Here is a 23,346-nt window from a genome sequence, read left to right as displayed (position 1 = left end):
ATATGAAACAGTTATTTGACGAACTTTCTTACTCGGTAAGTAAGATGACCACCCAAAAATACAGCACAAGTTTTTCTTTGGGTATTTTGGCGCTAAATCCCGCTATTCGTACTGCTATCTATGCAATTTACGGATACGTGCGACTGGCAGACGAAATCGTAGACAGCTTTCACGATTATGATAAAAGCAAACTGCTGAATCGTTTGAAAATTGAAACTGAAAACGCTATATCAGAAAAAATCTCTCTGAATCCTATTTTACAGTCCTTTCAGGAAACGGTGCATAAATACGCTATTCACAAAAGTCTGATTGACCAGTTTTTGCACAGTATGGAAATGGATTTACAGCCAGTAGATTACAATCCTGAATTGTACAAAGAATATATTTTCGGTTCAGCAGAAGTGGTTGGCTTGATGTGTTTGCAGGTTTTTACCAATGGAAATAAAGAGAAATACGAGGAGCTGAAACCTTATGCCATGAAGCTGGGTTCAGCTTTTCAGAAAATCAATTTTTTGAGGGATTTGAAAGATGATTATCAGATTTTGGGACGCACTTATTTTCCAAATATCGATATGAATGTATTTGATAATGCTGTGAAATGGGAAATTGAAACAGAGATTGAAGAAGAATTTAAAGAAGCTCTAGTCGGTATTAAAAAGCTCCCTAGTTCTTCAATCTTTGGGGTGTATCTGGCTTATAAATATTACTTTGCTTTATTTCAAAAAATAAAACGAAAATCATCAATGGAGATACTGAATAGCAGGGTCCGTATTCCCAATTCCGAAAAAGCTTATGTAGCGTTCAAAAGTTATGTAAGGTATAAAACAGCTTTTTTGTAATGAAAATTTTTACGTTGATTATGCCGGCTTTATTTTTTCTGACAAGTTTTGATGTTAGCATTTTAGATAAAGTGAGAACAAATTACAATGCGTTTTTATCGGATAAAGCATTGTGCCAACAAACGATTACCGAACTTGAAAAAACAAAAGACAACTCGGTGACGCTTTTAGGATATTTGGGGGGCTTGCAAACCATTAGGGCAAACCACGTTTTTAGTCCGATTAGCAAACTGAATACATTCAATAAAGGAAAGAACAACATAGAACAAGCTATTAAAAAAGATCCTAATAATGCTGAGTTAAGGTTTATTCGGCTTTCTGTTCAGAAAAATGCGCCCTCTTTTTTGGGCTACAAATCAAACATTAAAGAGGATACTGAATTTATTAAGAAAAATCGCAACCAAATTAATTCGGATATTCTGAAAAAGAATATGGAAAAACTTTTAAAAGATTAAAAAAAATGAAAACTCAATTTATACAGAGAACAACAATTTTAAAAATCATTTTTGTATGAACTTATTAATCACATTGCTCACATTTATCTTGATGGAAGGAGCAACTTGGATTATCCACAAATATGTGATGCATGGTTTTCTGTGGTTTCTGCACAAAGATCACCACGACCACAGCAATGAGGGCATTTTTGAAAAGAACGATTATTTCTTTGTGATATTTGCCTCGCCAACGATCGCCTTGATGTATTTCGGGTCATTAGAGGAGTTTAATTACTTATTCTTTATTGGTTTGGGGATTATGCTGTATGGAATGGCCTATTTTTTTGTACACGATATTTTTATTCATCAAAGACTTAGATATTTCACAAACATCAAAAACCCTTATTTCCTGGCACTACGCAGGGCTCATAAACAACATCACAAGCATACGGGAAAAGAAGATGGCGAATGTTTCGGATTTCTGTATGTGCCTTTCAAATATTTCAGGATGTTTTTTAAAAACCGCTAAAAAATGAAAGTATATACTTACGCATTGATATTATTTTTCACGGTCATCATTTGTTTCATCGCATCTTTTGACAAGCGGATACTGTTTAATCGCCACTTCGCGGCATTTCTGAAATCGGCTATTTTGGTGGCCATTCCTTTCATTGCTTGGGATATTTGGTTTACGGCAACGGGTGTTTGGTGGTTCAATACCGATTACACACTCGGAATAGTCGTCGCCGGATTACCTTTGGAAGAATGGCTGTTTTTTATCTGTATTCCCTTTTCTTGCGTGTTTACTTATTTCTGTTTTGACAAATTTTTCAAGTTGGATTGGCTTTCGGGAATGAATAACTTGATTGTTTTTGTCAGTGTAATTGTGTGTTCGCTGATAGCTCTATTGCATCACGACAAAATCTATACACTGGTAACAGCTATCGCCACGATAGTAACCTTAATCTATCTGCATTTTGTTGTCCGTGCACGCTGGATCGGCAAGGCATCACTTGTTTTTACGGTGCTGATGCTAGGTTTCTTCCCTGTAAATGGGGTGTTGACAGGAACAGGATTGGAAGCGCCTATCGTAAATTACAACCCAAATCATTTTCTTGGCATACGCATGCTCACGATACCTGTAGAAGATGCCGTATACGGCTATACGCAATTTCTTTTGGTACTGTATTTTTTTAAGCGGTTTAAACACACTTTAGATGAAAATAAAAAACGCATAGTCAGCCAAGAACTTTGATGCGAACAAATATTGAACAGTAATCCATCTTTGAATGAAAAATAAAGTTTCCATTTTTTGGTTTCGCAGAGATTTGCGTTTAGAAGACAATGTAGGTTTATGTCAGGCATTAGCTTCGGAATGTCCTGTTTTGCCAATTTTTATTTTCGATACGAATATTTTGAAACACTTTGAGGATAAGCAAGACCGAAGAGTGGATTACATTCATCAGGCACTCTCAAAAATAAACACGGAACTAAAATCGTCAAATACAAGACTAAATACATTCTATGGAAATCCGGCAGATATTTTCAAGATGCTTTCTGAAAAATATGCCGTTCAATCCGTTTTTTTCAATCGGGATTACGAACCCCAAGCCATTAAAAGAGATACCGAAATTTATCATTTATACAAAGAACAAAACATTCCTTTCAGCGCATTCAAAGACCAGGTAATTTTTGATAAAAGCGATTTGCTGAAAAACGACGGAACGCCTTATACAGTTTATACACCATATTCCAAAAAATGGAAAGAACGATTAATAGAAGATCATTATAAGCCATACCAAACTTATTTTACAAATTTTCTAAAGCAAGATTATAAAGAGATTCATTCTTTAAAAGAAATTGGTTTTGAAAAAGCGGATATGACTTTTGAAACGCCCAAATTGGATGCTTCGATAATCGATGAATATGACAAATATCGGGATTATCCGGCATCGCAACGGACTACCCAACTTGGTATTGCTTTGCGTTTCGGAACAATTAGTATTCGTAAATGTGTGGCTTTTGCTTTGGGGCACAATCAAATCTGGTTGAACGAACTAATCTGGCGTGAATTTTTTATGCAGATACTGTATCGTTTCCCTAAAGTTGTCAATCAATCGTTCAAAGCTAAATATGACGCTATCCAATGGCGAAATGATGAGTGGGAATTTGAACAATGGTGTGCGGGAAAAACAGGGTATGCGATAGTCGATGCAGGAATGCGGCAACTGAACGAAACAGGCTATATGCACAATCGTGTTCGGATGATTGCTGCGAGCTTTTTGTGTAAACATTTATTAATAGACTGGCGTTGGGGCGAGGCTTATTTTGCTCAAAAACTTAATGATTACGATTTATCTGCCAATAATGGGAACTGGCAATGGGCAGCAGGTTCGGGTTGTGATGCCGCCCCGTATTTCAGGGTTTTTAATCCGGCTAGACAAACCGAAAAATTCGATAAAGATTTAACATACATCAAAAAATGGGTTCCCGAATTTGGTGCCGAAAGCTATCCCAAACCTATTGTTGAACATAGCTTTGCACGGGAAAGAGCTTTGAAAGTGTATGGAGATGCGGTAAAAGAAAATACGTAAATATGGAAAGAAATAAAGTCGTCCTTGTAGATATAGAGGATAATGCTATCGGAGAGATGGAAAAATTGCTTGCTCATCAGCAAGGGGAGCTCCACAGGGCATTTTCAGTGTTTATTTTTAACGATGAGGGAGCGTTGCTTTTGCAAAAAAGAGCTGCCAACAAGTATCACGGTGGTGGTTTGTGGACCAATACCTGTTGTTCCCATCCGCAATGGAGTGAAGACATAACGATGAGTGCCATCGAGCGGTTGTATTATGAAATGGGTATAAAATGTGACTTGAAACTGATTTACTCTTTTATATACAACGAACCTGTTGAAAACAATTTAATCGAGCACGAGCTAGATTATGTTTTTATAGGGCAAACTAACCAAAATCCGATTTTAAACAAAGATGAAGCATCGGATTACAAATGGATGAATACCGCTGAAATTCTATCGGATATAAATGAGAATCCATGGCATTATACCGTGTGGTTCAGGCAGGCTTTTCCGGAATTACTTTCAAAAATAGAACCGTGAAAAAGATATTTGTAACAAGCGAAGTGCTCAGATAGCGGCCAGTACAGAGATGTGGCTCATCCCAGGTAAGCACATTTTGGGCGATGGTGTGATTTTGGAAATTTCAGGATTTATTATCAATATCCTATCACCGCGAACACATCAGTATATTTCACTAAAATGCTTGCCAGAAAATACATTAAAAATACAGGCGAATATGAACTGATGGTCTATGCGTATGATCCTGTCACTGGTAATACTCCAGTGGAGTTTATGAATTTTATTGTACAACCATAAACCACTAACACATGAGTTCTTTCCCTATCTCGTTATAATCGGTTTACCAATGGTACTTTGCCAAACAGAAGTTTATCCATAAATTCGAACAGAAATATGGATGAATTCAAAGCTTCGTTGGACATTATAGGTATCAATCCCTTTGTCTTTGTTCCGGAACATATCCTGAACACTATTTTTCAGGATGCAGGACGCGATAAAGGGCCAATTCCGGTAAAAGGTTATGTGAATGAGAAACCTTATGCGCAGACGCTGGTCCGGTTTAAAGGCTCCTGGCGGCTTTACATCAACATGAAAATGTTACCTGCATCGCCTAAAAGAATAGGTGAAGTAATAATCGTGTCTATCGGTTATAACCAAACAGAAAACATACTAGATATTCCAGCAGATTTCATGGAGGCTCTTTCTAAAAACAGTAAAGCAAATGCTATTTTTCAAGCGCAGCCACCCTATTTAAAGAAAGAAATCATCCGATATATTTCCACATTGAAAACACCAGCAAGCCGCACCGAAAATATAAGGCGTGCCGTTGGTTTTCTGCTTGGAAAAAATCGATTTATTGGTCGCAATCCTTTATAATGGATAGACAAACCGATGAAAAAACTTTCTACAATATATCTGTCAATAGCATTTCTTTTCCAATCCTGTGACAGCACACCAGATAATAAGTCTATGGACACAATACAGCAACAATTTCTGCTCGGCAAAGAATTTACTTTTCAATCTTTTAATCATCAACCTGCGATTCGCTTTTGGGAAAATGATAAATTACATAATTGTCATATCCTCCAATTAAATAATGATGGTCTAATTCAAGATATCTATTCCATAGTCGACCCAGAAAAGCTAACAAAGTGACAGATTGCAGCGGTGTATGACTATATTCGTAGGACTGGATTGGCGCTAGTCCTGCTGGGGAAGTGGTGGCGAGTCTGCACTTACTTTACACATTTTAAACATGCCGTACTTATATAATTTTAATGCAATTGTGTTGCAATAATAAAAACTATATCTACCTTTGCAGTAACAAAAAGAAAGATCAGGACAGTAATATGGTACAAAATCATGCAATAGATGTCATCATTGTCGGCGGTAGTTATGCAGGGCTTTCAGCCGCAATGGCGTTAGGACGTTCCTTAAAAAACGTATTGGTTATCGATAGTGGAAAGCCCTGCAATCGATACACACCACATTCACACAATTTTATAACTCACGACGGTTCCGTGCCTGCAGATATTGCCGCGAAGGCGAAAGAACAGGTGCTGAAATATAAGACGGTGAAATTTTATGACGATTTAGCGGTTCATGGTTTTAAAACCGAAAAGGGTTTTGATATTCATACCCACTCAGGAGAAATATTTTCTGCCAAGAAGTTAATTTTTGCTACCGGTGTCAAAGATATTTTTCCCGACATAGAAGGTTTTGAAGCTTGTTGGGGAAAATCCGTTATTCATTGTCCTTATTGCCATGGCTACGAAGTTCGTGGGAAAAAGACGGCTATTGTCGCCAATGGAGAACGCGCGGTACATTTAACCTCTCTGGTGAATAATCTCTCGCAACACATTACCATCATACCAGGCGGAAAGCCTGAATTTACGGAAGAGCAATTAGATAAACTGGGTAAGCATAAAATTCGGGTCATCGAAAAAGAAGTCAGAGAAATCCTGCACGAGAACGGACAGATAACAAGCTTAGTATTTAAGGATAATACGTTAGAAAATTTTGATGCTGCCTATGCCGCTATCCCTTTTGAGCAACATTGTGACATCCCTATCAATTTAGGCTGCGAACTGACTGAAATGGGACACCTGCAAGTGGATGCTTTTCAGAAAACAACGGTAGCGGGCGTCTATGCGTGCGGTGATAATACAAGTCCGATGCGATCTGTATCGAATGCTGTTGCAGCCGGAACATTAGTAGGTGCCATGGTGAATAGCGAATTGACGCAGGAGATGTTTTAGTCACTTTTATTTTGGCGATCTTTTCCTTTGTCTTTTTACATGACCCTTAATGCCAGCAAATCCATGCCAAATGACTGTGGACCGTGTTAAAAAAAATATACACAGGCATATTTATCACGGTCTGACGCTATATGGTCGTGAAGTTGTTCTCTTTAGCATATTTAACTGTTTAAAGAAAGTATCGTCGTTTGATCAATCTTCAGAAGAAATATATTTTATAAATTTGATGAAAATAATTGTATCGAGAAGTCGTTGTAGTGAACTGCCCCGAAAAACCAATGGAGTATAAAAAGATAAAACCGTACAAAGAATTAGAACCCTTTATTCATTTCTATTGGGAACTGAAAGAAACCGCAATGGAAACACAGTGGGAGAGGGTTTTCCCCGATGGTTGCGCTGGCGTGGTCATGAATGTAGGAGAAAGTTGTTTGACAGATAACGGCTCAGTTTTAATGCAGTTCGGGAAGACTTATGTAGTTGGTGCAATGACCTCATTTAAAGATAGTTTTATCGATACGAACACACATTTAATAGGCGTATGCCTGAAACCGGCGACTTTCGCGAATTTCTATAGTTATGCTTCACAAAATGAATTGACCAACGACACTGTTGAATTTGAAAAATCCAATTCATTTAATATCGATAAAATATTTGACAGCCCGTTCCATTATTTTGATCATTTCTTTTCAGAGAGGATAAAACACAAAAATAATCAACTACAATCAGTACTTAACGATATACATTCAGCAAACGGAACAAGCAGCATTTACGAGTTGGCAAAAAGAAATTGTACAACCATAAGACAACTGGAGCGGAATTTTAAAAAGCTCATCGGATTATCTCCAAAAGAATACTCAAATATTATTCGTTTTCAGTATGCTTTGCGGCTAATCAAAAATCCAAATCAAAATCGGAGCTTATCAGATATTGCATTTGAATGTGGCTATTATGACCATTCGCACCTTAGCAATGAAATCAAGCGAAATACGGGACTTTCACCATCATTGCTTTAATTTGTCGCATTTTTACAAAGTGCAAGTACTTGTTTAAGAGTAAATTTGTAACATATTAAAATTCTAAACAAATGCGAAAACTATCACTTTTTATAGCCATGAGCTTAGATGGCTATATTGCCAAGCCAAATGACGATTTAAGCTTTTTGAAACTTGTAGAAAAAGAAGGAGAAGATTATGGTTATGTAGAATTTACATCCCGAATTGATACTATAATTATTGGAAGAAGAACCTACGATTATGTAGTAAAGGAAATCGGAGCTTCTCATTACGACAACGGACAAAGAGATATTTATGTCATAACAAGAACTGAAAGGCCACAAGTAGGTAGAACGATTTTCTATACAGGAGACTTAACCGAACTGGTTGACCGTTTAAAATCTGAAAGCGGTAAGCATATCTATTGTGATGGTGGTGCAGAAGTAATCAATGAGCTATTGAAGAACGACTTAGTAGACGAGCTTATAATCTCGGTTATTCCTGTTTTGTTAGGTAGTGGAACAAGACTTTTTAAAGACGGAAGACCTGAGCAAACACTAGAATTCGTTAAAGCAAAAACGTTCGAAACTGGATTGATGCAGCTACAGTATAAACGAAAAAAGTAAACAGCGAACCGGACTGGACAACCTTATTGCAAGTGTCCGTGGCAATAAGGTTGCTGTATACTGGAGGAGAAACAAAAAAGGGCTTAGAAGCGGATCAGTCAGACCACAGCAGATCTCGCTTTTATCCCTTACGTTGATTTTCGGTTGCAAACCGAAATAGAGAAAAATAATTCTATGGTCGAAAATACTTTACTAAAAAACATATCAAAACACATACACTTAACCCAAGAGGAAATTTTAACTTTCGAGCGTTTTTGGACAAAGAAAACATTGGAAAAGGGAGACTATCTCTTACGTAACGGCGATACGTGTCGTTACGATAGCTATGTAGTTTCGGGAGCATTGAAAGCATTTTATATCAATGCCGAAAATGGCAATGAGGAAATCCTGTTTTTCGCTGTTGACGATTGGTGGGCTTCCGACTTAGATAGCTTTTCCAAGCAGAAACCATCCATATACAACATACAAGCCATAGAAAAAACGACCGTTTTACAGATTAGCCATTATTCTTTTCAGCAGTTACTAACTGAACTTCCCTGTTTGGAGCGGTACTTTCGGATAATATTGGAAAGTTATTTGGGAGCACTACAAAAGAGAATTATCTATAACAACGTGTACGATGCCGAGAGCAGGTATTATAATTTTTTAGAAACCTACCCAAACATAGTCTCCAAAGTACCCCAATATCTGATAGCATCCTATTTGGGTGTGTCGGCGGAATTTATAAGCCGTATTAAGAAAAAAAATAAACCGTCTTGACCTAGGTCAATTTTTTCTAAATCGAATACCATCAAATTTGCTTCATAAAATTTAAGAAGCAAATGAAACATCATCCTATTTTTCAGAAAGCCAATATATGGCAAAAAGCATTGATTAACCGGACGGTAGTTGCGCCGATGTCACGTGTGAGCGCTACTGCGGACGGCTTGGCTACGGACGAAATGACGGACTATTATTCCGCATTTGCAATTGGAGGATTTGCAGTTATCATTACCGAAGGCATCTACACCGATGTGTACGGTAGCCAAAGTTACGCCAATCAGCCTGCACTTGTAAATGATGAACAACGTGCTTCATGGGTAAAGGTAACCCGTACTGTGCATAAGTCTCCGTCCCTCATATTTGCACAGTTGATGCACGGGGGTGCTTTGTCTCAATGCAACGATAACACCTTAGCCCCGTCCGCCGTAAAACCTGTCGGCGTAAAGATGGCTTCCTACGGTGGCGACGGGGCATTTCCAATCCCTAAAGAAATGGACTTGATGGATATTGAAAGAATGAAACAGGGTTTCATCGATGGAGCTGTAAACGCTTATAAGTCAGGTTTTGATGGCGTAGAAATTCACGGGGCAAACGGCTATCTTTTAGACCAGTTCCTTACACCAGAACTGAACCACCGTAACGACCATTACGGCGGCACGATGCAGAACCGTTTCCGTGTTATTGCCGAAATTATCGCTGGCATACAGGCATCCGTACCGCAGGATTTCATCGTCGGTCTAAGGATTTCAGAGGGGAAAGTAAACGACCTTACATACCGCTGGGCAGACGGTATTGAAACTGCCAAAGAACTGGCTGAAGAAATAAAAGCAAGCCAACCCGATTTTGTTCACGTGGCGGTGCAGACGGGAGAATGGGAACGGGATAGCTTCTTTGAAGATGGAATATCATTAGCATCAATTATCCGGAAGGCTACTGGCATTCCTGTAATCGCGAACGGAGGTTTTCATAATCTAAATAAGGCGGAAATCGCCTTGAAAGACAACCACGCAGACCTAATCGCTATTGGCAAGGTAGCTTTGGCAGACCCACATTGGGTGATAAAAACGATAAACAGTATACCCCTAATTCCTTTTCACCGTGATATGTTATGGCCGGAAGCAACCCTCAGCCATACTCGAAAAATTATCAAAGAATTAAATCTTGAAAGCAATTAGCTTTCCCTAAATACCATCACAGGAAAAACTTTCGCACAGACGAACATAGCTATAACTTCAAATAAAGAAAAAATGAAACCCGCATGTGTCACCATAGAAAAAGGGATATGGAAAAATCAACTCATGCAAGCTTCATTACCATTAAAAAACAAAATACTATAATGAAAATTTCACAAATTAAAATTACGCCAGACGCTTACGAACCGTTCCGTCTGGCACAGGGTCATCGAGTAGGTGATTTATTGTTTATTTCGGGACAGACCGCTATAGGCGAGGATGGAAAGCTGATAGGCATAGGTGACTTTGATGCCCAGGCGCAAATGGCTTTTGAAAACTTGGACAAAGTATTGAAATCCGGAGGTTCAAGTTTGAAAAACGTGGTTAAGGTTACCATCATGCTCCGGGACATGGGAAACTTCGAGAAGATTGTCGAATTGAGAGGCAAATACTTTACTGCTCCTTATCCGGCAGATACGATTTTTGAAGTATCTTCACTTTTCTCTCCCGACGCATTAATTGAAATCGAAGCTATTGCCGTAGCAGATGAAGTGGCGGACTGGAAAAAGTAATATCGCAATAGAATATATGTCAAAAATAGCGATTATTATTTTAGTTGTGAATTTCGTCGCCATGCCGTGTTTTCACAATCTTAATATACATTCTCCATTATATTGCTGTATCTTTGCGGCTGTTTTTTAAATAGATACCTATCGTGATAGACGTAAATAATATCTCCGTATCCTTTGGCGGAACAACCCTTTTCAGTGATGTGTCGTTTTCCATCAATGAAAATGACAAGATTGCCCTGATGGGAAAGAATGGTGCAGGAAAATCCACCTTATTAAAAATCATTGCCGGTGTAGGGAAACCTACTACCGGTCATATCAGCGGACCAAAGGAAGCGGTGATCGCTTACCTTCCTCAACACCTGTTGACGGAGGATAATATGACGGTTTTTGAGGAGACCTCCAAAGCTTTTAATGAAGTCTACCAGATGCGTGACCAACTTGAAACGCTTAACGAACAACTGAACATCCGTACCGATTATGAATCGGACGAGTACATGAAGTTAATCGAGCAGGTTTCCGAGCTAAGCGAAAAGTTCTATTCCATCGAAGAGACCAACTACGATGCAGAAGTGGAGAAAGTATTAAAAGGCTTGGGTTTTGAACGGCGGGATTTTAGTCGTCAGACAGCGGAGTTTTCAGGTGGATGGCGCATGCGCATTGAACTCGCCAAAATTCTGTTGAAAAAGCCCGATTTAATACTCCTTGATGAGCCTACCAACCACATGGATATAGAAAGTATTGAGTGGCTAGAGGATTTTCTGGTCAATTCGGCCAAAGCTGTTATCGTTATCTCCCATGATCGCGCATTTGTCGATAATATCACCAACCGCACGATCGAGGTAACGATGGGGCGTATCTACGACTATAAAGCAACATACTCACACTACCTGCAATTGCGTCAAGAACGACGCCAGCACCAGCTGAAGGCTTATGAAGAACAACAACGTTATATTGCCGATACGCAAGAATTTATAGATCGTTTTAAAGGCACTTATTCCAAAACATTGCAGGTGCAGTCCCGCGTTAAGATGTTGGAAAAACTGGATATCATCGAAGTGGACGAGGTAGATACCTCCGCGCTACGTCTAAAATTCCCGCCATCGCCCCGTTCGGGACAATATCCGGTTATCGTTGAAGAACTTACCAAAACCTATGGAGAGCACGTCGTGTTCGAAAAAGCCTCGATGGTTATCGAACGTGGAGAAAAAGTAGCTTTCGTCGGTAGAAATGGAGAGGGTAAATCCACCATGATTAAAGCGATTATGGGTGAAATTGGTTACCAAGGCTCTCTAAAAGTGGGGCATAATGCCCAAATCGGTTATTTTGCACAAAATCAGGCCTCGTTGCTGGACGAAGAGCTTACCGTGTTCGAAACCATCGACCAAATTGCCGTAGGTGAAGTGCGTGTCAAAATCAAAGATCTCCTGGGTGCATTCATGTTTAGCGGCGACGATACTACCAAAAAGGTGAAAGTACTCTCCGGAGGAGAAAAGACACGTTTGGCTATGATCAAGCTATTATTAGAACCCGTAAATGTGCTCATCCTCGATGAACCTACCAATCACCTGGACATGAAAACCAAAGATATCATTAAAGATGCCCTACAAGAATTTGATGGGACGCTGATTTTGGTATCGCACGATAGAGACTTCCTCGATGGATTGGCAACGAAAGTTTTCGAATTTGGCAACAAGCGCGTAAGAGAGCACTTCGAAGATATCAAGGGCTTCTTGGAATATAAGAAAATGAGTAACCTTAATGATATAGAAAGGGTGGGATAAAAGGTAATAAATAATTGAAGTGATAAAATACTGGTTTTCCGTTATTGTTATAAGCCTTTTATCTATGTTACTTTGTTCTAATTAATACATTGGTCAAAGATGGAAGGTCGCGAATTTTAAACGTCAGAAATATTTGCTATGAAAAATGTCAATATGGTGTTTCTATTATCAGTAGTATATTTTCTTAATATAACCGGATGTTCAAAAAATGATGGTTCCGCAGAGCTCCCGGTAAATGACGAATTCAGTGGCATACTGTTATATGATTCAGGAGAACACACCTACAGTCTAGATCTGAATACCAAGGCGCGAAGTATATATTTCAACCGAAACACGTATTCCCTTAACGGGTGGGATGTCAGCTGGGATGGAAGCATCAGACTTGAGTCGGAAATTGTTGCCGGAGAATTTGACGAAATTAAATTTAAGCTCGTCAATACAGCAAACAACAGTATAGTTAAAGAGTTTGTTTATGATAGCCCAAACGGCGAAGACCGCCAGATCAGCGGTTTGCTATCTCCAGACAAATCCCTAATCCTCATACAACCAGATTTTGAGCATGGTATCGTTATTATTGATACCGAAGGTCAAGTAAGACATCACTTGCCGATGGTAAATGATACCAAACTTACACTTGGAGACGAGGTGGTGTGGTCGTCGAATAATAGCATCCTGTTCACGTTTGAAAAGTTCATACTTAAAAGTGATCCTCCGTATACATCGATAACGCCTGTTAAGGAATTAAACTATTCGGACTGGGGCAATATTCACACCAGTGCCGATGGAAGCAAAATATCGCTCCGTATCGATAAGCACATTTACTTAATGAATGCTGACGGGACAGATCTGGTACAGGTGACGGAAAGCGACCGTGAAGAACGGGAAGCAATTTTTTCACCAGATGGGCGCTACCTCTTGGTGGCAGCCGATTATTATCCGGGCACTTTTCATCCCGGTACATGGGACCTGAATATTATTCCTGCCGATGGCAACAAATACAAAGTGGGTAAAAAACCTGGTAACGGCGTCCTCGAGATTCGTCGGAACGATTCAAAAAATGTCGAGACAGCATCGAATCAGATGTTATGGCGATAATCCATTCGGGGTGCTTTGTCCGAATCGATTTACTAATGCAATATCCTACCTCATCTAACTTCAGGTCTTCATGAATTGAGAAGAAGGCAGAAAATGCTAAATCCTCCGACGCTTTTTCTTATCTTGTCTTTCATGATGAATAAACCAGAAAGTGTATCTTACTACCCTTTGGGCGATTCTGCAGTCGTTGCCGTTTTTAGCGAGGCTATTTCGGAACAAGTCAATCACCGTATCCGACTGGTTGGCTTAGGGTTGGACAAGCTGGAAAATCCCGGTATTTTGGAGTATGTGCCTGCCTTTACAACCATTACCGTGTATTATGATTTATTATCCATAGAATTTGCTGAAGTCGTCGAACAGATTGAGCGCATTGTAGCCGCCTTACCTGAAGAAATACATTTCAGTTCTGTCAACAAAGTCATCCCCATCTGGTACGATGGTCCAGATCTCGATGAAGTCATGGACTACACAGGACTAAGTAAAGAGGAAGTCGTGCGGCTTCATAGTGAAAACGAATATATCGTCTATATGATTGGATTTGCTCCGGGTTTTGCATACCTTGGCGGTATGGACAGTCGCCTATCCACCCCCCGCAAACCAACGCCACGTCTCAAAATCGAACCGGGATCTGTAGGGATTGCCGGTGCGCAAACCGGAATCTATCCGATCGAGACCCCAGGCGGCTGGCAAATTATTGGAAAAACACCTGTACGTTTATTTGACGCCAGCAAAGAGATTCCGTCATTTCTAGCCGCGGGAGATCGCCTGCGATTTGATCCAATTAGCGAAGCGGAGTACCTGCGCATGAAAGGAGCTGATTATGGGGATTAGTGTTGTCAAGCCAGGGATGTTGACGACCGTACAAGATCTAGGGCGCTTCGGATTCCAGAAATATGGTATGATAACGAGCGGTGCGATGGATAAGTTGGCACTTCGACTGGGTAATCTCCTTTTGGGCAATGAAGAGGACACACCTGCATTAGAGTGCACATCAATTGGACCTAGCTTGCTTTTTCAGAAGCAGCAGCTTATCTGTGTCACCGGGGCAGATCTCTCCCCAGCAATCGATCAACGACCTATTCCTATTTGGAAGCCTGTCGTTGTGCCAGCAGGTGCACAGCTCACCTTTGGTAAGCCCAAAAAAGGTTGGCGATCATACCTCTGTTTTTATGGTGGACTCGACGTGCCAAAAGTACTTGGCAGCGCTTCTACCTATCTCCGGGGAGCTATAGGTGGGTGGCAAGGGCGTGCTTTGCAAAAAGGCGATCAACTATCCTTTTGTGTTGGCTGGCCGCAGGAAAGTTCATCATTTAAGTGGCGTATGGCGTCCTCATGTTACCGAGGACTTGCCAACAAGGTGATTCGTGTTATAGCCGGACCGCACCACCCGCTATTCGATAGCGAGAGCCAGCAACGGCTCACTGCCGATCTGTTTACGATCAGCAGCAATTCCGATCGAATGGGCTACCGCCTGGAATCCGCGAACTTGTACCTGCGTGAAAAAAAAGAACTTCTCTCTTCGGCCACCACCTTTGGGACGATACAGGTGCCACCTGACGGGCAACCCATTGTCTTGATGGCTGATCATCCCACGACCGGCGGTTATCCGATCATTGCTCAGGTAGCGACTGTCGACCTACCGCTGATGGCACAGTTGCGCCCCGGTGCAAAAATTCGGTTTGCATTGATCACGATCAAGGAGGCACAATCCCTATGGAGAGCCCAGGAAGATGAACTTCATAAATTGAAACTATCTTTAGCATTAAAATATGGCGAGTAGTAAAATGATTGATCTCAATTGTGACCTTGGCGAGAGCTTTGGGTCATGGAGGATGGGCAACGATGAAGCGATACTGCCTTTTGTAACCTCGGTAAATATAGCGTGCGGTTTTCATGCAGGCGATCCATCTACCATGATGAAAACCGTTGCACTTGCCGCCAGCCACGATGTGCATATTGGTGCACATCCAGGATTTAAGGATATGGAAGGATTCGGTCGTCGTCAAATGGCCCTGACTCCCATGGAAGTATATGACCTGATGCTCTACCAGATCGGCGCGCTTTATGCCTGTACCAAAGCACAAGGCGTATTGCTACACCATGTCAAGCCACATGGCGCACTGTACAATATGGCGGCACAAGATAACAACCTTGCCAAGGCGATTGCCGATGCGGTCTATGCATTTGATCCGAATTTGGTCCTGTACGGGTTATCAGGAAGTGCACTTATTGCGGAAGGTGAACAGCGTGGGCTAACCGTTTATAGCGAGGTATTCGCGGATCGCACCTATCAAGCCGATGGTATGCTGATACCCCGAACGATGGTTAATGCCGTCATAACGGATTATGACCGGGCATTTGCACAGGCCTTATTAATGGCCACAGAAGGAAAAGTGATCACAGCGGACGGCGTAAACATCCCCATTAAAGCAGATACGATTTGTATGCATGGTGACAATGAGTCCGCTATTGCGATAGCCCAGAAAGTGCATCACGCCTTAAATTTATCGCGTACTCCATAGCATGCATACAAAGAGAAATACCACCTCCGCATTGATCGCGGCAGCGATGCTCATGGCGATATCAGCCGTCGGGCCAGGTTTTTTGACGCAGACTACCGTCTTTACCAAAACATTGGGGGCTAGCTTTGGATTCGTTATCCTCCTATCTATCTTTGTTGACATTGGCGTCCAGCTCAATATCTGGCGGGTACTAACGGTATCCGGTCAGCGCGCGCAAGATGTAGCCAATCGTGTTCTTCCTGGCTTAGGTACGATTTTGTCATGTCTTATTGTTATCGGAGGTTTAGCGTTTAGCATTGGCAATGTCGCAGGAGCGGGGCTTGGCCTAGAGGCATTGATTGGTCTTGATGTTACCACCGGTTCGGTGCTCGCAGCCGGTATTGCTATTGCCGTTTTTGCCAATCGTCAAGCAGGTCAAGTCATGGATCGGTTCGCGCAATTGATGGGGTTTATCATGATCCTCGCCATTATCTACATTGCCTTTGTCGCTAAGCCACCTATGGCTGAAGCTGCGCTCCGCACGGTAGCACCATCTGCTATTGATTTTATGGCTATTGTGACCTTAGTAGGTGGTACTGTGGGAGGTTACATCACATTTGCAGGAGGTCACCGGCTTATCGATGCTGGTGTAGTAGGGAAGGAGTCGTTACCCGAGGTGAATAGAAGTGCCGTAATGGGGATATCGGTCGCATCGACGATACGTATATTTCTTTTCTTGGCCTCACTGGGCATTATCAGTCAGGGTATGGCTATCGACGATAGTAATCCCACGGGATCCGTATTCCAATTAGCTGCCGGCGAGTTTGGTTACCGCTTGTTTGGTTTGGTCATGTTTGCGGCAGCAGTTACCTCGGTGATCGGTTCTGCCTATACGTCTGTTTCGTTTGTCAAATCTTTCAGCCCGTTCATTCAACGGAACGAGAATTGGATCATTATAGCTTTTATTACCATCTCCATATGTATTTTCGTGATCGTCGGCAAGCCTGTCAATCTATTGATTATGGCAGGTGCGGTAAATGGCATCATTTTACCGATATCACTGAGTGTTATGTTGATCGCTGCGTACAAGAAAGATATTGTCGGGTCCTACAAGCAGCCCCTCTTACTGACTTGCGTTGGTGTTGTTATCGTTGTTGCCATGACGTGGATGAGCGTTCGAATCCTACTGGGGGGATGATGCGGCTTATATCGGCGATTAGACTCGTGTATTCACGTTTTTACTTTCCGCAACAATTACCTCTTCTACCGATTGGTTCAAATTAGTGTTTTTACATTTCTTTTTTCCATTTGTCCAAGAATAAGTTTATTAATAGGCTATCAAACTTAAGTTACGGGTTTTCATCGTACCAATATTGAGCCCGGTACATTCAAATCCCATGGTAAAAAGAGAGACCTTATAATCATTGTATGATTGGGATTCAAGTAGGTATCCTCTGCTCCAAGCTTCGTTCAGTCCCTGCTTGATCTGGGACAAGATATCCCCTTTTACAGTCTTCCATTGCCCCTGTACAAGGCCGGTCGAGCTAAAGGAGGCTAGGCCGACATCATAAATAATCTGACCGCTAAATACATCTTCGTTTATAGAAAGGCCCGGCAAGCTGTATCGGTCATCAAACAGCATAATTAAGAAATACATAGACTTACCATAGCCCGTACTGCTGGGGTTGAGATTCTGAACAAGGAAAACGCAGCTGAATTGCAAGGCATGAATAGCCGAATTATATCCTGCTTTTTGGTTTCTCGCATGGTACTCTAGATAGGCATCAATCTGGAAATTAAGACTATCCAATGCGCCGATAAATGGCGTTGCGTAACCTAACCAACCGTCGGGGTCTGCTATACGTTGATCGATTATCAAATGGGGAAACGGTTGGGACGAGGTTCTATACGTATCACCAAACTCATTTTGACCATTGATGGCAAAAATAATATCCCTGTCTGTAGAAGACGCCGGTCCTATGGTAATCGCTTTGTTCGAATCGGCAAAACGGTATGACCCGGATGATAGGGGAGTCGGTGTAGCACCATATAGAGAGGAGTTACTATACCACTGCGATAGATTCCATTTTGGAGACGAACCTCCTCCTGCATATAATATAGATCCCTGTACCACGCCGGTGGCTGGATGGAGTACATGGAATCCATGTTGGAAATTTTGATCGGTTAATAAGGATAGAGGACTTGTTACCGAAAAAAGAGGCTCCGACGTCCCGACGCCTTTTGATAACCCGTTGCTAAATTCTTCTTGTCTATCTTTCGCTTTGTTACAACTAATGAAACCGAGGAAAACGATACCAGCAAGCAAAACTATTTTTGAAAGTCTGTAAAAATAGCGTTTAAGGTTCTTTTTTGTTCTCATAAAAATACAATTAGTTAATGGATCTCCTTATGCGGGAGTATGTGGTTTATATTTTGTTTGTTCCAGCAGTTAGCTTGATTGATTTGCCCTTATATCCATATGTCCCCGAAACCCCATTTGGGAGCGTAATTTCTCCAGATAGCTCGTCTATCTCTTTTTTTAGATATAGTTTTATAATACCTGACGGATGAGGGATTTCAGCCTCAATAAATTCTAAACTCCCGAGGTTGGGGTTTATTTTTACGGTTTTGAATCCCGGTGAATCAGGTTCTAAACCGCATATGGTAGCCAAAAAATCATAATTCGGGCTGGCACTCCAGGCATGGCAGTCGGATCTGGAAGGTTCCGGACGTTCCGCAAAAGTCGTCAATCCTAGGTCTAGCATGTCTTTCCATAATTGTAATTGATCTACATATCTATTCGCTAAACCTGCTTTTTTCATTGCCCTTATAAGATAGAAGCGGTAAAATAGTGTCGCTTGTATGAGAGAAGTATCTGAATCTAATCTTAACAAGACATCGGCTTGCTCTTTTTTAGGAATTGCATCGGCTAGTATGCCCATGATGTTGGCATGCTGGCTATAACTGCTCCTTTTAATATCGTCTGCCAATAACTGACGATGCGGATCATAGCACTGCATTAAAACAGCATGGTTAATCTTCTTATGCAGTAACTGATATTCTTTCGCTGTCGCTTTTTCACCGAAGTAGGACATCAAATCAACAGCATCTTTTAAGGTATAGGCAAACTGAAGACTAAGAATAGAAGAGCCTCCTTCTAATCCCCCTGGAGGAACACCTCCGGAAGGACGCTCTGCAGACCATGGCCATTCATTTGGCCAATCGACAAAGTTCCAGTGGGGCATCGGTCCAAGCATTCCCGTAGCAGGATCGACACGTTCGGTATACCAACGTATGATTTGTTGAGCAATCGGTAAATACTCCCTTACAAAGTTTTCATCCGGTCTATGCATCCAGTAATCGTGCAACATATTGACCCAATACAACGAGAATGGCGGAATAATCTGTATTCTTTGTGCTGGATAACGACTTTGTAAGATGCCTTCAGGGACTAAAGAAGACGCTAGGTCGGTAATAGCTTTACGCATTAAACGGTCATCCCCACTCACATAAAGTGATATCAGGGATTGAATGCGGGTATCTCCGGTATATTGCATGCGCTCGTAGTATGGGCAGTCGTAATAGAGATCTACCGCGCATAACCTTGCTGTGCGCCAACCTGTTTTCCAGATCGTGGACAACACCGGATTGCTGCTTTTGAACCGGCCAAGCTCTTGAAAAGGGTATCCAACAAATGTACAGTCAAGTTGTTCAATTATCAAGGGCTGCTCTTTTGTCTCTATATCTAATTGGATATACCTGAATGTTTTGAAATTCAGCGGACTATAGGACCTGTGCTTACCTCCATCTGGGTAAATAATATCTTTAACCCCAAGCAGTTTCTTTCCATCGATTTCATCTCTATTTCCTTTATTCCCCTCCGTATCGTACAATGCCTCCGCATAGGCAATAGATAGACTCCCTTGCCTTCCGCCGCTTAATACAACTTCTATAAAGGCATTTGTGAGATATGTTTGATCCAATAGTAGACTGGCCTTTGTAAATGAAGGGATGGTGATTGCCCCGTTTTCTAGAAAAATACCATTCGTCGTAACCCCTGATGTTCGTCGAACTTGCATGGGTTTTTCTGCCTTTAGTTCCGGTAAAGGGATGTTGCGAGGTTGTAGCGCACGTATATATTCTGTTCCCTCGCCATAGTTCATCCCTCTTTCTTGAACGGCCGCTTCCTCCCAATGGGAATCGTCATAATCGATCTGCTGCCATCCCCAAGGATAAAGTGAACCGTCGATTTCGTCTGCCGGTTCGATGTCGATTACCTCCATGTGTTCCAAGGAAGGTGCATACGCGTCATTTTTTTTTGTTTTCCAGCTCTTGTCCGTATTTACTACCTGTTCTGCTTCACCGTCACCTTGCATAATGAATCCTGTAGATGATGTCATTTGTGCACCTGGCGTCCACTTACCATAATTTATTACTTGTACCGTAATGACATTTTCTCCAACTTGAATATAAGGCGCGATATCGATCGTATCATAATTCCAACGTAATGTAGAGCCCGCTGCTGGTCCATGGTTAATGCGATGGTTATTGATAAAAACAACATAACGCTGATCTGCAGACATATGGATGATAAAACGGCCGGGTTTATCGGCGAGACTGAATTTTTTACGAAATAGGTGCACTCCATAGTCATATGGAGATGTCGTCGAAGGACCGATCCAATGCGTATTCCATCTTGTCACAACGTCCTGTCCGTGCAGGGTTTCCTGTGCGAAAGCAGATTTCGCAAAGACGGACACATACAGAAAGAGTATACATAGGACACTTGTCAAATAGGTATTATATTTTTTTTTGATCATAGACGTAGCGATTCATCAGAACAAACTTTGCCCATATCCGGTCGGAGAAAACAATGTTTGCTTTATATATAGGTCTAATGAATCTATAGCTTCCCTTATTCGACCACCGAACTTTTTTCAGTATATACCGGAAACGTAAGTGAAGCCTATTATTTGTGTAGTTCGTTTAAAGTTGTAGAATGCAGATGATACGTCGAAATATGATATTCTGGTTGTAAGACTATAGCAATAAGGTCATAAAACTATTTAATTTTGCACGTAATGTTTTAAAAGCCTTTCCGAGATGTGCCTCAACGGTCTTTTCCGAAATTTGTAATTTTTTTGCGATCTGTTTCTGCGAATACCCTTGTTCTCTACTCATTCTAAAAACGAGCTGACATTTTTCAGGGAGCCCTGCGACGTAGTATTCCAGCTCACGCTGTAGTTCTTCAAAGGCCAATAGCTCTTGCGTAGAATCATCAATAGACGAAGTATCCATCAGTGAATCGATATACTGCTTCTGGGTATAGGACTTGTTTATGGCAGTAAATACGCGATATTTTACAGATACGGCTAGGTAACGGGAAAGGGTTGACGTTATATTTAACTGATGACGACGTGTCCACAAGGAAACAAAGATATCCTGTACAATCTCTTCTGCCTCTTCCAATTCAGATAAGCGATTTGAAGCAATAACGAATAATTTTTTCCAGTAGCGGTCATATATGACCGTAAACGCTCGCCTATCTCCCTGATAAACGAGTTCCAATAGTTCCTGATCATTCTTATGCAAATACCCTACAGTCATAGTAAGTTTATCGTTTGGTTAGCCGTATTCAGACCGCAAGATACGTAAAAATAACAACAATAGCTATCCTGTACTCTCATGTATCTACGTTCTCAGTGTGTTCTAACCTCTATTTAAAAAAAAAAAATCAAAAAAAAGTTAAAGGGACTAAGGGTTGTGCTGTTTCCGTCAGACTTATATAGTAAAGGGAACCAAATATGAGTAATATAGATCGCTATCAAGAACTTATTAACAAATGGCTTCAGGGCAGCATAAGCGAAGCTGAAAAAGTCGAGCTTTCGCAATGGTATAATAGCTTTCCGGACGCTACGAAGGAAATTCCTGATACCTACGCCCAAGACGAGACACATTTACGCAATCGGATTTTGGACAAGGTTAACAAATCGATAAACGTAATCGAGAAGCCTAAATCGGTGCGGCCGTTTTTCACAAGAGCAAGATGGGTTGCAGCATCCGTTATATTTTTAATGCTGGCGGCAATTTCCTATTACACGGTGACTAAATCTGGACTACAGGATGAGGTGATCGGGCTATATGATATCCAACCTACAGGTAATCGCGCAAAATTAACCTTATCAGACGGAGAGGTTATCAATTTAGATGAACAACAATCAGCATTGGTTGTCGATGGTGGGGTTAAATACATCGATGGGAAGAGCGTCTTTGCACAACAAATGCATGATAATGAGAAGATAAGTTATGCCGTATTGTCTACACCCAAAGGAGGGCAATACCGGCTCATGCTTGCCGATGGGACAGAAGTATGGCTAAACGCATCCTCATCGATTAGGTTTCCCTCTCGTTTTAATACCAATACGCGGGAAGTGGAGCTGCTTTCAGGCGAAGCCTATTTTAGTGTAAAAAAGAAAGTAGATGGGAGGGGTAACCGTGTACCATTCTTTGTTAAATCCGATCAACAAACAATCGAGGTACTAGGAACACAATTTAATATAAATATGTACCATGTACATTATGGGGCTGTCACGACAGTAGCAGAAGGAAGTGTTGCCGTGCGGGCATCGAAGAAGTCACAGCAATCTAGAGAAGCCAAAGTCGTACTTACCGCCGGTAAGCAATCTATTATGGATAGAACAGGTACGATTAAAGAACAGCAGGTAGATATCGAACAGTATACGGCTTGGAAAGAGGGCATGTTCTTCTTCAACGACGCGAATATTTATACTGTTATGGAGGAATTTGGACGATGGTATGATATAGACATAACGTATGAAATATCACGTTCCGACGATCTGTTTTCAGGTTATATTCCCAAGAACGTGTCTCTCGGTGAGGCATTGGGGTTACTGAAGATAGCAGGCGTAAATTTTGAGCTAACCACTAAACATAACCTAATTGTAAAACAAAAAAAAGATAGATAGAAAGAAAAATAAAACCTAGGTGTTATCACCTCAGATTTGATTTTGCAAAAGAAAGCTGGAAATGCTCGTAACATTCCCAGCAACAGCTTGAGCAAACAAATCCAACTATAAGTTCTAGCGCTAACAGTTTACATTTATTAATCTCAAACCATACAAAAGTATGCAATTAAAACCGTTTTTAAACTTTTTGTTGTCACACCATAGACATAGCATTATGCGAATAAAGTTGATTTT

Annotated in this window: 23 protein-coding genes; 20 read left to right on the top strand and 3 right to left on the bottom strand. The window is 41.1% G+C overall.

What is annotated here, in order from left to right:
* Positions 1–2 precede the first annotated feature (2 nt).
* From C5749_RS07910 to C5749_RS07815, 19 genes are all read left to right on the top strand, one after another.
* On the top strand, positions 3–839 hold the full coding sequence (locus C5749_RS07910) for a phytoene/squalene synthase family protein (protein WP_105724609.1): 837 nt from the start codon (positions 3–5) through the stop codon (positions 837–839).
* Between the two features lie 20 nt (positions 840–859).
* Complete coding sequence (locus C5749_RS07905) at positions 860–1,294, top strand: hypothetical protein (protein WP_245893659.1); 435 nt, start codon at positions 860–862, stop codon at positions 1,292–1,294.
* A gap of 55 nt (positions 1,295–1,349) precedes the next feature.
* Positions 1,350–1,802: a sterol desaturase family protein gene (locus C5749_RS07900; RefSeq protein WP_105724605.1), complete on the top strand. Its 453-nt coding sequence runs from the start codon at positions 1,350–1,352 to the stop codon at positions 1,800–1,802.
* Positions 1,803–1,805: 3 nt separating this feature from the next.
* On the top strand, positions 1,806–2,528 hold the full coding sequence (locus C5749_RS07895; RefSeq protein WP_105724603.1) for a lycopene cyclase domain-containing protein: 723 nt from the start codon (positions 1,806–1,808) through the stop codon (positions 2,526–2,528).
* A 34-nt stretch (positions 2,529–2,562) separates the two neighbouring features.
* Positions 2,563–3,867, top strand: coding sequence for a cryptochrome/photolyase family protein (locus C5749_RS07890; protein WP_105724601.1), 1,305 nt, complete (start codon positions 2,563–2,565; stop codon positions 3,865–3,867).
* A gap of 2 nt (positions 3,868–3,869) precedes the next feature.
* Positions 3,870–4,388: an isopentenyl-diphosphate Delta-isomerase gene (gene idi, locus C5749_RS07885; protein ID WP_105724599.1), complete on the top strand. Its 519-nt coding sequence runs from the start codon at positions 3,870–3,872 to the stop codon at positions 4,386–4,388.
* A 372-nt stretch (positions 4,389–4,760) separates the two neighbouring features.
* Positions 4,761–5,243 carry a YdeI/OmpD-associated family protein gene (locus C5749_RS07880; RefSeq protein ID WP_105724596.1) on the top strand — a complete coding sequence of 161 codons (483 nt, stop codon included), beginning with the start codon at positions 4,761–4,763 and terminating at the stop codon, positions 5,241–5,243.
* 473 nt (positions 5,244–5,716) lie between these two features.
* Positions 5,717–6,625 (top strand): NAD(P)/FAD-dependent oxidoreductase, encoded by a 909-nt coding sequence (locus C5749_RS07870; RefSeq protein WP_105724591.1) that lies wholly within the window; start codon positions 5,717–5,719, stop codon positions 6,623–6,625.
* Positions 6,626–6,903: 278 nt separating this feature from the next.
* On the top strand, positions 6,904–7,638 hold the full coding sequence (locus tag C5749_RS07865; protein ID WP_105724589.1) for a helix-turn-helix domain-containing protein: 735 nt from the start codon (positions 6,904–6,906) through the stop codon (positions 7,636–7,638).
* Between the two features lie 71 nt (positions 7,639–7,709).
* The gene (locus C5749_RS07860) at positions 7,710–8,243 is read left to right on the top strand and encodes a dihydrofolate reductase family protein (RefSeq protein WP_105724587.1); all 534 of its coding nucleotides are present in this window, start codon (positions 7,710–7,712) and stop codon (positions 8,241–8,243) included.
* Between the two features lie 174 nt (positions 8,244–8,417).
* Positions 8,418–9,002 carry a Crp/Fnr family transcriptional regulator gene (locus C5749_RS07855; RefSeq protein ID WP_105725318.1) on the top strand — a complete coding sequence of 195 codons (585 nt, stop codon included), beginning with the start codon at positions 8,418–8,420 and terminating at the stop codon, positions 9,000–9,002.
* Between the two features lie 62 nt (positions 9,003–9,064).
* Positions 9,065–10,180: an oxidoreductase gene (locus C5749_RS07850; RefSeq protein WP_105724585.1), complete on the top strand. Its 1,116-nt coding sequence runs from the start codon at positions 9,065–9,067 to the stop codon at positions 10,178–10,180.
* Between the two features lie 161 nt (positions 10,181–10,341).
* Positions 10,342–10,749, top strand: coding sequence for a RidA family protein (locus tag C5749_RS07845; protein ID WP_105724583.1), 408 nt, complete (start codon positions 10,342–10,344; stop codon positions 10,747–10,749).
* Positions 10,750–10,892: 143 nt separating this feature from the next.
* Entirely contained in the window at positions 10,893–12,530 is a 1,638-nt protein-coding gene (locus tag C5749_RS07840) for an ABC-F family ATP-binding cassette domain-containing protein (RefSeq protein ID WP_105724581.1), read from the top strand.
* A 138-nt stretch (positions 12,531–12,668) separates the two neighbouring features.
* Complete coding sequence (locus tag C5749_RS07835) at positions 12,669–13,625, top strand: TolB family protein (protein ID WP_105724579.1); 957 nt, start codon at positions 12,669–12,671, stop codon at positions 13,623–13,625.
* 132 nt (positions 13,626–13,757) lie between these two features.
* Entirely contained in the window at positions 13,758–14,456 is a 699-nt protein-coding gene (gene pxpB, locus C5749_RS07830; protein ID WP_219847926.1) for a 5-oxoprolinase subunit PxpB, read from the top strand.
* Positions 14,446–15,405 (top strand): 5-oxoprolinase subunit C family protein, encoded by a 960-nt coding sequence (locus C5749_RS07825; protein ID WP_105724577.1) that lies wholly within the window; start codon positions 14,446–14,448, stop codon positions 15,403–15,405. Before pxpB ends, C5749_RS07825 begins: the two co-directional genes overlap by 11 nt.
* Entirely contained in the window at positions 15,395–16,147 is a 753-nt protein-coding gene (locus tag C5749_RS07820) for a 5-oxoprolinase subunit PxpA (RefSeq protein ID WP_105724576.1), read from the top strand. The genes C5749_RS07825 and C5749_RS07820 overlap by 11 nt, the downstream gene beginning before the upstream one ends.
* Position 16,148: 1 nt before the next feature.
* Complete coding sequence (locus C5749_RS07815; RefSeq protein ID WP_105724574.1) at positions 16,149–17,324, top strand: NRAMP family divalent metal transporter; 1,176 nt, start codon at positions 16,149–16,151, stop codon at positions 17,322–17,324.
* A gap of 129 nt (positions 17,325–17,453) precedes the next feature.
* Here the strand turns inward: C5749_RS07815 and C5749_RS07810 are convergent, their stop codons facing one another.
* The 3 genes from C5749_RS07810 to C5749_RS07800 all read right to left on the bottom strand — a co-directional run bounded on the left by C5749_RS07810 (position 17,454) and on the right by C5749_RS07800 (position 21,733).
* The gene (locus C5749_RS07810; RefSeq protein WP_105724573.1) at positions 17,454–18,506 is read right to left on the bottom strand and encodes a hypothetical protein; all 1,053 of its coding nucleotides are present in this window, start codon (positions 18,504–18,506) and stop codon (positions 17,454–17,456) included.
* Between the two features lie 46 nt (positions 18,507–18,552).
* A complete protein-coding gene (locus C5749_RS07805) occupies positions 18,553–20,946 on the bottom strand; it encodes an alpha-L-rhamnosidase-related protein (protein ID WP_105724571.1) in 2,394 nt (797 codons plus the stop codon).
* A gap of 220 nt (positions 20,947–21,166) precedes the next feature.
* Positions 21,167–21,733, bottom strand: coding sequence for an RNA polymerase sigma-70 factor (locus C5749_RS07800; RefSeq protein ID WP_105724569.1), 567 nt, complete (start codon positions 21,731–21,733; stop codon positions 21,167–21,169).
* A gap of 197 nt (positions 21,734–21,930) precedes the next feature.
* Here C5749_RS07800 and C5749_RS07795 point away from each other — a divergent pair, with 197 nt between their 5' ends.
* Positions 21,931–23,112 carry a FecR family protein gene (locus tag C5749_RS07795; protein WP_105724567.1) on the top strand — a complete coding sequence of 394 codons (1,182 nt, stop codon included), beginning with the start codon at positions 21,931–21,933 and terminating at the stop codon, positions 23,110–23,112.
* Positions 23,113–23,346: the final 234 nt, after the last annotated feature.

The organism is Sphingobacterium gobiense (assembly GCF_002980575.1).
Classification (GTDB): Bacteria; Bacteroidota; Bacteroidia; order Sphingobacteriales; family Sphingobacteriaceae; genus Sphingobacterium; species Sphingobacterium gobiense.
Note: the sequence above shows the minus strand (reverse complement) of the source record. Positions and strands in the feature narration are given on the sequence as shown.